The 8,152-nt window shown below is 65.2% G+C and carries 7 protein-coding genes, 7 tRNA genes and 1 pseudogene; 13 read left to right on the forward strand and 2 right to left on the reverse strand.

Going from position 1 to position 8,152, the window contains the following annotated elements; all coding sequences use genetic code 11:
* A pseudogene (locus BN1136_RS20665) lies at positions 1-114 on the forward strand (DTW domain-containing protein); the annotation flags it as partial.
* 138 nt (positions 115-252) lie between these two features.
* The gene (locus BN1136_RS08825; protein WP_043760237.1) at positions 253-1,032 is read left to right on the forward strand and encodes a TSUP family transporter; all 780 of its coding nucleotides are present in this window, start codon (positions 253-255) and stop codon (positions 1,030-1,032) included.
* 54 nt (positions 1,033-1,086) lie between these two features.
* Here BN1136_RS08825 and BN1136_RS08830 read toward each other — a convergent pair whose 3' ends face one another.
* Both BN1136_RS08830 and BN1136_RS08835 read right to left on the reverse strand, forming a co-directional pair.
* Entirely contained in the window at positions 1,087-1,950 is an 864-nt protein-coding gene (locus BN1136_RS08830; protein ID WP_043760239.1) for a LysR family transcriptional regulator, read from the reverse strand.
* A gap of 52 nt (positions 1,951-2,002) precedes the next feature.
* Positions 2,003-2,920, reverse strand: coding sequence for a DMT family transporter (locus BN1136_RS08835; protein ID WP_043760241.1), 918 nt, complete (start codon positions 2,918-2,920; stop codon positions 2,003-2,005).
* 211 nt (positions 2,921-3,131) lie between these two features.
* Between BN1136_RS08835 and BN1136_RS08840 the strand changes: the two genes are divergently transcribed.
* From BN1136_RS08840 to BN1136_RS08885, 11 genes are all read left to right on the forward strand, one after another.
* Positions 3,132-4,019 carry a helix-turn-helix domain-containing protein gene (locus tag BN1136_RS08840; RefSeq protein WP_043760249.1) on the forward strand — a complete coding sequence of 296 codons (888 nt, stop codon included), beginning with the start codon at positions 3,132-3,134 and terminating at the stop codon, positions 4,017-4,019.
* Positions 4,020-4,081: 62 nt separating this feature from the next.
* Positions 4,082-4,204 carry a hypothetical protein gene (locus BN1136_RS20595; RefSeq protein WP_268749066.1) on the forward strand — a complete coding sequence of 41 codons (123 nt, stop codon included), beginning with the start codon at positions 4,082-4,084 and terminating at the stop codon, positions 4,202-4,204.
* Between the two features lie 76 nt (positions 4,205-4,280).
* Positions 4,281-5,915, forward strand: coding sequence for an ATP-dependent endonuclease (locus tag BN1136_RS08845; protein ID WP_043760243.1), 1,635 nt, complete (start codon positions 4,281-4,283; stop codon positions 5,913-5,915).
* Between the two features lie 103 nt (positions 5,916-6,018).
* Positions 6,019-6,738, forward strand: a complete 720-nt coding sequence (locus BN1136_RS08850; protein ID WP_043760245.1) for a hypothetical protein — start codon at positions 6,019-6,021, stop codon at positions 6,736-6,738.
* A 264-nt stretch (positions 6,739-7,002) separates the two neighbouring features.
* A tRNA-Met gene (locus tag BN1136_RS08855) sits at positions 7,003-7,079 on the forward strand.
* Between the two features lie 96 nt (positions 7,080-7,175).
* Positions 7,176-7,252 (forward strand) — tRNA-Met (locus BN1136_RS08860).
* 96 nt (positions 7,253-7,348) lie between these two features.
* A tRNA-Met gene (locus BN1136_RS08865) sits at positions 7,349-7,425 on the forward strand.
* Between the two features lie 97 nt (positions 7,426-7,522).
* Positions 7,523-7,599 (forward strand) — tRNA-Met (locus tag BN1136_RS08870).
* A 97-nt stretch (positions 7,600-7,696) separates the two neighbouring features.
* Positions 7,697-7,773 (forward strand) — tRNA-Met (locus BN1136_RS08875).
* A 96-nt stretch (positions 7,774-7,869) separates the two neighbouring features.
* A tRNA-Met gene (locus tag BN1136_RS08880) sits at positions 7,870-7,946 on the forward strand.
* A gap of 98 nt (positions 7,947-8,044) precedes the next feature.
* Positions 8,045-8,118 (forward strand) — tRNA-Met (locus BN1136_RS08885).
* Positions 8,119-8,152: the final 34 nt, after the last annotated feature.

An 8,152-nucleotide genomic window follows, 5' to 3' on the forward strand; every position in this document is an offset into this window, starting at 1 on the left:
CTCTTCAGCAGCCGCTACATGGCGGGCCGGGTCAGCCGTGCCCCCGGCGAGGATGAAACCCCGCTGCTGCAGGGGCTGGAGGCCATCAAGAGGCAGCCAGCCTCTTGTACTTGATTGATGAAAATAAGGAATCAATTGGCTGCCACTGTTTCGTTGGCCTCATGAGCCCGCGGTCGCTAGGATAGCGTCCTGCATTGTGCTCATACAGGGCCCCGGCGTGGTTGCGGGCGGCCCATCACACGAGGTCTATGGATGGAACTGGAACTGTTCACCCTGGTCGCCCTGTTCGGGGTGGCCCTCATCGCCGGCTTTATCGACGCCATCGCCGGGGGCGGTGGTCTCCTGACGGTGCCGGCCCTGCTGGCCACCGGCATGCCGCCGGCCCTGGTGCTCGGCACCAACAAGCTGCAGAGCAGCTTCGGCTCCTTCTCCGCCACCTGGTTCTATGCCCGCAAGGGGCTGCTGGAGTGGGCCATCATCTGGCCAGCGGTCATCTGCACCTTCATCGGCGCGGCCATCGGCACCCTGGCGGTACAGACCATAGATGCCGCCATCCTGGAGCGGTTGCTCCCCTTCCTGCTGATGGCGTTCGCCTGCTACTTCTACTTCTCCCCCCGGGTGAGCGATGCGGAGAGCCAGCGCCGCCTCACCCCCATGGCGTTCGCCCTGCTGGTGGGCGGGGGCGTGGGCTTTTATGACGGCTTCTTCGGGCCGGGCACAGGGTCGTTTTTTGCCATCGGCTTCGTGGCCCTGGCGGGCTTTGGCATGGCGCGGGCCACCGCCCACACCAAGCTGCTCAACTTCACCTCCAACATCGCCTCCCTGCTGTTCTTCACCCTGGGGGGCAAGGTGGTGTGGAGCGTGGGCCTGTGCATGGCGATGGGGCAGTTCATCGGGGCCCGCATGGGCTCCAAGCTGGTGCTCAAGAAGGGGGTGAAGCTCATCAAGCCGCTGCTGGTGACCGTCTCCCTCCTGATGTCTGCCAAGCTGGTGTGGAGCCAGTATCCCGAGCTCTTTGCCTGGCTGGGCTGATCCTGACACCCGAGATGACGAGGGCCCGATCCGCTGGATCGGGCCCTCTTGTTTTCAGCCCTGAGCCGTCAGCTGCCGGAAATGGGCCTGCAGGGCCTGGACCAGGCGGGCAATGCGATCGCGCTTGAGGCTGTTTGGTCGATAGACCAGGTGGAGCGGACGCCCCAGCCCCGGTAGGGGGCGGGCCCGTGTCCCCTGCTCGCCCACCAGGGCCAGCAGGCCGGCGGGCAGCAGCACGGGGCCAATGCCCGCCTTGGCCAGCTCGATCAGCGCCAGGTAGGAGTCGAGCTCCATGGCCGGCGTCAGACCGAGGGCCGCCAGCGGCTCGCGCAGGTAGCGGTTGGAGGGGTTCTCCAGATCCATGGTCAGTATCCTGCGCTCCCCCTCCTGATCCCCGATTCTGGTTTCCCCCTGATCATCGCCCACCAGATAGAAGGGCTCCTCCAGCAGTCGTTCGGTGCACAGGCCGTGCCCCGGTGGCAGGCGCCCGGCGCAGATGCCGAGCAGGGCGTCACCGCCACGCACCCGGGCCAGGATCACCGGCGTGTGGTGGGTGGAGAGGGCGATATGGGGATCACGCTCGAGGTAGTCGTGCATGAAGCGGGCGAGGTAGCCCGCCAGCAGGGTCTCGGAGCAGGCGACGGGCAGGGGAGTCTGGTCGGTGAGGATCTGGCTGTCCGTCAGCACCCCCTTCATCTCGGCCAGGCTCGGGGCCACCCGGGTGAGCAGCTCCCTGGCCTGGGGAGTGAGGCGGGTGTGGCGCCCATCCGGCTCGACGAGCTTCTTGCCAAGGCGCTGCTCCAGCTGGGCGATGCGCTTGCTGACCGCCGACTGGCTGATATAGAGGCGGCTCGCGACCTTGGCCATGGTGCCCTCGCTCGCCAGCAGGCAGAGTGTTTCCAGCCCTTCCAGTAACATGCTCTCTCCCGTCCTCGTCTGTTGAAAGCGGTTACCTTAGGGGCTGGTGGCATCAGGGGCAAGTACCGTTTGTAGCCCGTGCCAGCGGCCAGCGCCACGCCTTGACGGGCGGGGCGAAGATCACCAGGTTGCCGATGAGGCTCACCACCACGCCGACGATGGAGACCGTCTGCCAGACGAAGCCTTCATAGAAGGTGGAGAGGGTCAGCGCAACCAGGGGGAAGAGCACGGTGGCGTAGGCCGCCTTGCTGGGGCCGATGCGCCCCACCAGGGTAAGGTAGGCGGTGAAGGCGATGACGGAGCCGAAGATGGCCAGATAGACCATGGCCGCGAGGTAGCGAGGATCGGTGGGCAGCGTCAGGGACTGACCGAGTACCGTGACCCAGCCCAGCAGTAGCACCACGCCGTAGACCATGCCCCAGGGCACCATCTGCAGCACGTGATAGCCCTGGCGCTGGCCCCGGGCCGAGACCAGGTTGCCCAGCGAGAAGCAGAGGGTGCCGGCGCAGGCAAACAGCAGCCCCTTCCAGCCGTTTGCACCGAGTTGCGCATCCACGAGCACGGGCCAGAACAGCAGCAGGGTGCCGAGGAGCCCCAGCAGGGAGCCTTGCAGCCAGCGTAAACCGGGGCGCTTGCCCTCGAACAGCCAGAGGTTGAGGCCGTTGAAGATGCTGGCGCTGGCGAAGATCACCGCCGACATGCCACTCGGGATATAGAGGGTGGCGTGGTAGAAGCAGAGAAAATTGGTGGAGAAGAGCAGGGCACCGAGCAGGGCGGCGTAACGCTGGCCCGCCCAGGGCAGGCGCGGAAACTTGCCGCTCACCGTGAGCAGGGCAAACAGGGCCAGCGCCGCCAGGGCGAAGCGGTAGAGCACCGAGACCTCGATGGGGATGGGGCCGAGCTGCCAGGCGATGGCAATCCAGGTGCTGCCCCAGATGAGGACGGTGGAGACATAGAGCATCAGATTCATGGTGTGACCAACAAGCAGAAAGAGTGACGTGGGGTCAGCATGGGCCGCCGGACGGCCGCTGGCTTGCACCATCTTGCGGTTTTTTCCAAGGAGGCGCAGCCTTTGACCATGAGGCGCGATAAGATGGCGGCAGACGAGACGGGCGCAGGCCTGGGAGGACAGAGGGCAGCATTCCATGCAGCAGACAATGCCACAGCTCACGCAGCCGCTCATGCAGCAAACAAGGCTGGCGGGGGTATTCGACGCCCTGGTCAGCACCGGGGCCAGGCTGGAGGACTCCTGCTGGCTGGAGCCCGGGCTCGGGGTGGCCAGCTGGCGCAACCGCTACGATCAGACCCGCTATCACAAGCCGGGTCACCACACCATCAGCGTCTATCTGCAGGGGGGCGAGCAGACCGAACGCCTCGACGGTCCCGGGGGCCACGGCGGTGCCGGCAAGGTGTGCATCATGCCGGATCACCACAGATCCGAGTGGCTGGTGCGCGAGGAGTTTCGTTTCTTCCACCTCTATTTCACCCCGGCGCACCTCATCGGCATCGCCGAGCAGGTGTGCGACAGGGAGGGGCGTCACCTGCAGCTGGAAGACAAGACCTTCATCGACGATCCCCTGGCGGCGGCCCTGGTGCAGGGGCAACTGATGCAGCTCGACTGGCAGCACGGCGTGGATCGCATGGCGCTCTCCCACGGCGCCTGGATGCTGATGCTGCACGCCTACCGCCACCATACCCGGGAAGCCCCCGGCCTGCCGGAGGTGAGGGGGGGGCTCGCGCCCGCCGTGGTGCGGCGGGTGCAGGAGTATCTGGTGGCGCATCTGGCCGAGCCGGTCTCCCTGGGGGATCTCGCCCGGGAGGCGGGCCTGAGCGAATACCACTTCGCCCGGATGTTTGGCCAGAGCCTGGGCTGCCCGCCTCACCGCTACCTGCTGGGGCTGCGGCTCAAGCGGGCCAAGCAGCTGCTGGCGGGGAGCGACCCCCTGGCCAGCATCGCCGTGCAGTGCGGCTTCTCCTCCCAGGCCCACTTCGGCAATCGCTTCCGGGAGGCCTTCGGCCTGAGCCCGGGCCAATGGCGCGCCCAGCTGTCATTCTCCTGTCACAGATAACCCTGAGACTCTGGGCAAAAGAGGTGTACCCTCTGTCTCTTGTCCACTGAAAGGAAAGCCCATTGAATCATCGCAAACGTCAGATCCGTACCCGTCACCTCTGGTTCAGCCACTGGAATGCCCCCCAGGATCGCGCCAGCCTGCCCACGCCCCCCGAACCTCTCGTTCCTCACAGTTCCCGCTGAAAACGCCCCGTCCCGGTAGGATTTTTCCGGCAACTTTGCCACTATTGCGCCATCAGGATGGACTGGATATGGCTGCATGTTTCTGGAACGCATCGAAGTCAAAGGTTTTCGCGGAATAAATCGCCTCTCTCTCGGGCTGGACAACACCACTGTGCTCATCGGCGAGAACGCCTGGGGCAAGTCCAGCCTGCTGCGGGCCCTCTGGTGTCTGCTGGGGGATGCCGAGCCCTATCAATTCGGTCACGATGACTTCCATCAGCCCGAGGATCCCGAGCTGGCCCCCGCGCGCACCCTGCAACTGGTGCTCACCTTCAGCGAATACCGTCCCCAGATGTGCCAGCACTCCCGCCGTCTGGCCCGGCTCGGGGCAGCCTGGATCCCCCACAAGGACAAGTTCCACCGGGTGCACTATCGCGCCAGCGCCGAGCTGCAGGAGGATGGCAGCGTGCTCACCACCCACGATTTTCTCGACGGTATCGGCAAGAGCCTGGCCCTGGACAACAACGACGAGCTGGTGCGCCTGCTCATCACCATGAACCCGGTATTCCGGTTGCGGGACGCCCGTACCGCCCGCGAGGGGGTCGAGCGGCTGCCCTGGGGAGATCTGTGCGAGCAGCGGCTGGGGGAGCTGGCCGGCAAGCTCACCGACGAGCCCCAGCGCATCGGGGAGCCCGAGCTCAAGGAGGCGCTGCAGGCGGTGCAGCAGTTGATGGAGCACTACTTCAGCGCCCTGGCGCCCATCAAGCACAAGCCCCGCAGCCAGCGGGAGATCGTCAACCGCCCCATGACCCTGCGCAATCCCGGCAACCTGCAGGTGCTGCTGCGCAACGCCGACAACCGGGCGCTGCAACTGGCCATGGCGGGCATGGCCGCCATGCTGCTCCACGCCCGGGGCAACCGGGAGCTGGAGGAGGGGGCCAGACCCATATTGATGCTGGAAGACCCCGAGAGCCGCCTGCACCCCACCATGCTGGCCCTGGCCTGGGGGCTGCTCGAACAGCTGCCGGGCCAGAAGCTGCTCACCACCAACTCGGGAGACCTGCTCTCCTCCTTGCCCCTCAACCAGGTGCGCCGTCTGGTGCGCCGCCAGCAGGATATCCTCTGCCACCAGCTGGGGGGGGAGCGCTACAGCAGCGACGATCTGCGCAAGATTGCCTTCCACGTGAGGATCAACCGACCCATGTCGATGTTCGCCCGTTGCTGGCTGCTGGTGGAGGGGGAGACGGAGATCTGGCTGCTCTCCGAGCTCGCCCAGATCTGCGGCTACAGCCTGCGGGCCGAAGGGGTGCGCATCATCGAGTTCGCCCAGTGCGGCCAGGCCCCCCTCATCAAGGTGGCCCGGGACTTCGGCATTGAGTGGCACCTGCTCACCGACGGTGACGAGGCAGGAGCCAAGTATGCAAGCTCCGCCCGCTCCCTGCTCAAGGGGGAGCGCGAGCGGGACCGGCTGACCCAGCTGCCGGCGGCGGACATAGAGCACTACCTCTACCAGAACGGGTTCGAAGGGGTGTTCCGGCGCGAGGCCGGGGTGGGCGGGCGCTCCACCCTGAACGCCGGGCGCATTATCGCCAAGGCCATCCACCATCGCAGCAAGCCCGGCATGGCTCTGGCGGTGGTGGAGGAGGCGGAGCGCCTCGGTGGTGAGCACATCCCGCCGGTGCTGCGTCAGATGTTCGCCCGGGTGGTCGCACTGGCCCGCGGGCAAAGCTGAGCCCACGGCGTTGGGAACCGGGGGGAGTTTGGATATACTCCCTGCCTCTTAACACGTGACGGGCGCCACCTGCGCCCGGATCCAGACAGTTCCCGGAGACCCTATGTTCGTCCAACTTCCTTTTTGGCTCTTCCCCCTGACCGGGCTGATGGCCCTGGGTGCCCTGATCGCCCTCGGGATCGTCCTGTGGCGCGGCGACCTCTGCCCGGGTCAGCGCTCGCGGATCACCACCCAGATCTTCTCCGTCTGGGTCATCACCGGACTTTCCCTGATGCTGGCGGTGGAGGCCAGGGTGACGGGGTGGGTCATCTGGAGCGGGGGCGCGGCCCTGGTGCTGGGCATCGCGCTGTCGATGGCCCAGTCCCGCCTCGAGGGCAAGCGCGCCATTTCCGCCCGCCTGCTGTGGCTGCCCGCCCTGCCGCTCGCCCTCTATGGGGTGGGCCTGCTGCAGATCCAGGGCTGGCTTGGCGGCCTGCTGCAGATGGTGTTGCTGGGGGCGGCCTTTGCCCACCTGATGCTGCTGCGCGCCCGCCATCGTCTGCAGGCCTTCAACCTGCTGCTGCCCCTGGCTGGCCTGGTGGCCGCCATCCTGAGTCTTATCTGGCTGGCGGTGCTGGTGGCCTGGCAGGGGAGCAATGCCGGGCTGGATGCGCTGATCCCGGGTGTGCTGACCCAGGCCGGTCTGCTGGTCGCCGCCCTGCTGCTCTGGTTCAGCCCCCTCTATCGTCAGCAGGAGACGGCCCCCGTGGTGCTCTCCGTGACCCTGTGCGGCCTCATCATCGCCCAGATTGCGGCGACCAGCGTGCTGCACCAGCTGGCCTGAGCCCACGGATAGCAGGACCCGCGCAGAGCCCGCACCTCATGATGCGGGCTTTTTTATGGTCGGCGGCGGGAGTGAGGGCGGATTGGAGGCCCGTCTTTAGCAGGGGAAGGGGGCTGCAGGAGAGGAGGAAGTGGCTAGTTGCCTGATAAAACTGCGATTTGTTGCAAAAGAAAACAGCATGTGACGGTTTAATCTTCGAATAAACTTTTTTTAGGATATTTACTTGCAATCTCAGCGTTGGCGCCTATTATGGGCGACCTCGGACGCGGGGTGGAGCAGCTCGGTAGCTCGTCGGGCTCATAACCCGAAGGTCGTCGGTTCAAATCCGGCCCCCGCAACCAACTATTTGTGTTCATGGCAAGCGCTAGCGCCTGCGATGGAGACGAAGACAGCAAAAGGCAACTGCTCTGCTTTTTGTGGTGGCAATACAATTCGGACGCGGGGTGGAGCAGCTCGGTAGCTCGTCGGGCTCATAACCCGAAGGTCGTCGGTTCAAATCCGGCCCCCGCAACCAACTATTTGTGTCCATGGCAAGGCAAACGCCTGGCGGTGGAGACGAAGACAGCAAGGGGCAACTGCTCTGTCTCTTGTGGTGGCAGTACAATTCGGACGCGGGGTGGAGCAGCTCGGTAGCTCGTCGGGCTCATAACCCGAAGGTCGTCGGTTCAAATCCGGCCCCCGCAACCAACTTATTTGTGTCCATGGCAAGGCAAACGCCTGGCGGTGGAGACGAAGACAGCAAGGGGCAACTGCTCTGTCTCTTGTGATGGCAGTTCAATTCGGACGCGGGGTGGAGCAGCTCGGTAGCTCGTCGGGCTCATAACCCGAAGGTCGTCGGTTCAAATCCGGCCCCCGCAACCAACTTATTTGTGTCCATGGCAAGCGCTAGCGCCTGCGGTGGAGACAAAGACAGCAAGGGGCAACTGCTCTGCTTCTTGTGGTGGCAGTACAATTCGGACGCGGGGTGGAGCAGCTCGGTAGCTCGTCGGGCTCATAACCCGAAGGTCGTCGGTTCAAATCCGGCCCCCGCAACCAACTTATTTGTGTCCATGGCAAGGCAGCGCCTGGCGGTGGAGACGAAGACAGCAAGGGACAACTGCTCTGTCTCTTGTGGTGGCAGTACAATTCGGACGCGGGGTGGAGCAGCTCGGTAGCTCGTCGGGCTCATAACCCGAAGGTCGTCGGTTCAAATCCGGCCCCCGCAACCAACTTCTTTGTGTCCATGGCAAGGCCAACGCCCGGCGGTGGACACCAAGCCAGCAAGGCGCAACCCGCTCCGCCTCTTGCGACGGCAGTACAATTCGGACGCGGGGTGGAGCAGCTCGGTAGCTCGTCGGGCTCATAACCCGAAGGTCGTCGCCTCAAATCCGGCCCCGGCACGCAACCTAATCGCGTCCACCGCGAGCACCATGAC

The organism is Aeromonas taiwanensis, from assembly GCF_000820165.1.
GTDB classification, from domain to species: Bacteria; Pseudomonadota; Gammaproteobacteria; order Enterobacterales; family Aeromonadaceae; genus Aeromonas; species Aeromonas taiwanensis.

Excerpts from the sequence above, each read along its gene's own strand:
- BN1136_RS08840 (WP_043760249.1), top strand. The coding sequence starts at position 3,132 with ATGCAGCAAACAAGGCTGGCGGGGGTATTCGACGCCCTGGTCAGCACC.
- BN1136_RS08850 (WP_043760245.1), top strand. The coding sequence starts at position 6,019 with ATGTTCGTCCAACTTCCTTTTTGGCTCTTCCCCCTGACCGGGCTGATG.
- BN1136_RS08845 (WP_043760243.1), top strand. The coding sequence starts at position 4,281 with ATGTTTCTGGAACGCATCGAAGTCAAAGGTTTTCGCGGAATAAATCGC.
- BN1136_RS08825 (WP_043760237.1), top strand. The coding sequence starts at position 253 with ATGGAACTGGAACTGTTCACCCTGGTCGCCCTGTTCGGGGTGGCCCTC.
- BN1136_RS08835 (WP_043760241.1), bottom strand. The coding sequence starts at position 2,920 with ATGAATCTGATGCTCTATGTCTCCACCGTCCTCATCTGGGGCAGCACC.
- BN1136_RS08830 (WP_043760239.1), bottom strand. The coding sequence starts at position 1,950 with ATGTTACTGGAAGGGCTGGAAACACTCTGCCTGCTGGCGAGCGAGGGC.